The following is a 667-nucleotide window of genomic DNA, read 5'->3' on the forward strand; positions in this document are numbered from 1 at the left end:
AGGCGGGCTGGCGGGTCGATGTGCTGGGCGCGGCCCCGCGACCGGGCTCCGACGCGGCGGCGGCGCGGGCGCAATGGCCCGGGCCGGTCCTGCCGCTAACCCGCGCGGCGCTGCGCGCCCTGCCCGATGCTGATGTCTATGTCGACGCGATCTTCGGCACCGGCCTAACCCGCCCGCCCGAGGGCGAGATCGCGGCCCTGCTGCGCCATCTGGGCGGCGAGGGCGGCGACGGCGCCTTCTATCGCCCGCGCCTGGTCGCGGTGGATGCGCCAAGCGGTCTGTGCCTGGACAGCGGCGTGATCCTGGGCTCGGGGCGCGGCGCCCTGCCCTGGCACGCGCTGCGCGTCGCGATGACGGTGACCTTCGACAGCCCCAAGCCCGGTCACCTGCTGGAGCATGGCCCCCTGACCTGCGGGCAACTGGTCGTGGCCGATATTGGGTTGGAGCCGTTCCGCGTCCAGGGCGGGCGCGGCCTGCGCCCGGCGCTGATGACCGCGCTCTGGCCGCGCTTCGAGCTGGCCGACCGGCGCCGCGCGCAGGGGCCGGGCGGCGAAGGGCCCTGGCTGCGCAAGCAGCAGTCCGAAGGCGGGCACAAATATGCGCATGGCGCGGCGCTGATCGTGGCGGGGGGCGCGGGGTCGGGCGGCGCGGCGCGGCTGGCGGCACG

1 protein-coding gene is annotated in these 667 nt (G+C 76.6%); it reads left to right on the forward strand.

Annotated features, from left to right (window positions below; translation table 11 throughout):
* On the forward strand, positions 1 to 667 hold a 667-nt coding region (locus FHD67_RS20250; RefSeq protein ID WP_281282467.1), incomplete at both ends, for an NAD(P)H-hydrate epimerase.

This window comes from Paracoccus haeundaensis (assembly GCF_006239215.1).
Classification (GTDB): domain Bacteria; phylum Pseudomonadota; class Alphaproteobacteria; order Rhodobacterales; family Rhodobacteraceae; genus Paracoccus; species Paracoccus marcusii.